This is a genomic window from Ralstonia sp. OTU4908, from assembly GCF_038440115.1.
Taxonomy (GTDB): domain Bacteria; phylum Pseudomonadota; class Gammaproteobacteria; order Burkholderiales; family Burkholderiaceae; genus Ralstonia; species Ralstonia pickettii.
This window is the reverse complement of record NZ_JASATD010000091.1, coordinates 1-1,221: the sequence shown is the minus strand read 5'-3', so window position 1 is coordinate 1,221 and position 1,221 is coordinate 1. Positions and strand designations below refer to the sequence as shown.

General features: G+C 62.8%; 2 protein-coding genes. Both read right to left on the bottom strand.

Annotation, left to right across the window (positions count from 1 at the left end; all coding sequences use genetic code 11):
• Positions 1–786, bottom strand: a 786-nt coding sequence (locus tag AAHM38_RS25420) for a tyrosine-type recombinase/integrase (RefSeq protein ID WP_342234420.1), incomplete at its 3' end; no start/stop codon positions are given.
• Positions 787–1,026: 240 nt separating this feature from the next.
• Positions 1,027–1,221: barstar family protein (locus AAHM38_RS25415; RefSeq protein ID WP_342234419.1), on the bottom strand; the 195-nt coding region annotated here is incomplete at its 5' end.

Below are 1,221 nucleotides of genomic sequence, written 5' to 3'. Positions count from 1 at the left end.
CACGCGCCGGTTCTCGAAGTCCAGCCAGCTCCATTCGAGCGGGCAGATTTCGGAGCGCCGGGCGGCGAACTCGAATTGCAGCCGGATCGCCAGCGGGATGACGTAGTTCTCCAGCCCCTCCGCCTCCAGCTTCTCCAACTGGCGGAAGATCCGCACCATTTCCTCGTCCACGATGAGCCGGGTTTCCTTGCCCGGCGGGTACATGGGGACGTGGCGGCACGGGTTCGTGCCGTCCGGGCGGTAGCCCCACACTTCGGCCAGGTTGAACATCTTGCGCAGCACGCCGAAGGTCTTGTTCGCCTCGGTCGGCTTGTAGGCCAGTTTCTCCATCAGCCCGGCAATGTCGGGCCGCTTCACGTCATGCACCTTCTTGCGGCCCAGCAGCGGGATGATGTTGCGGTCTATGACGCCCTGATAGCCGTCCTGCGTGCTGGGCTTGTTGCGCTTCTTGGAGTAGTCCTCCATGAACTTCTTGCACAACTCGGCCATCGTGGGCGCCTTGCGCGCCTCGGCCTTGGCGCCGCCGGGGTCGCCGCCCCGGCGAACCTCGGCCAGCCAGTCCTGTGCCTTGACTCGTGCCTGTTCGACGGTCAGCTCCCCGTACAGCCCCAGCGAGGGCTTGCGGGGCTGGCCGGAGTTCGTGCGGTACTGGAGCATGAACACCCGGCGGCCGGTCGGGGTAATCTTGCACAGGAAGCCGGGCACCACGGTATCCCGCAGTTCAACATCCTTGGCCTGGGGTTGGGCCGACTCCACGGCGGTCTTAGTGAGCTTGATCTTTGCCATGATGACTCCTCGGAACAACCCGGATTCCAGGAGCCAGATAGGAGCGGCGCGAGGGAAAACCGGGTCAAGTTTCAGAAAGCACCGGCATATGATGGACGCGCGTAAGTTATTGATAAACCTGCTGTATCTAGCTACGGCGCAGTCCAGCGAACTACCGGGCTGGAGTCATCGTGAAACAAAAAAGCCCGCATTTGCGGGCTTCTTCATTTCCGGGCCGAACAACCGGCCAAGCGGCCTGGCTCAGGCGAACGAATAGAACACGCGGAACTGTACCTTACGCTCTGCCCAGAACTCGGCCGCGTCACGGAACACGTCTAGCAGCACTTCGCGGGCTTCCTTGTCGAACTTCGGCTGGCACGGCAGGCCCTCGAGCACGATGACAAAACCCGGCTGCGGGCCGGCCTTGTAGATCATGTCGGTCAGGCAGTCGGCCAG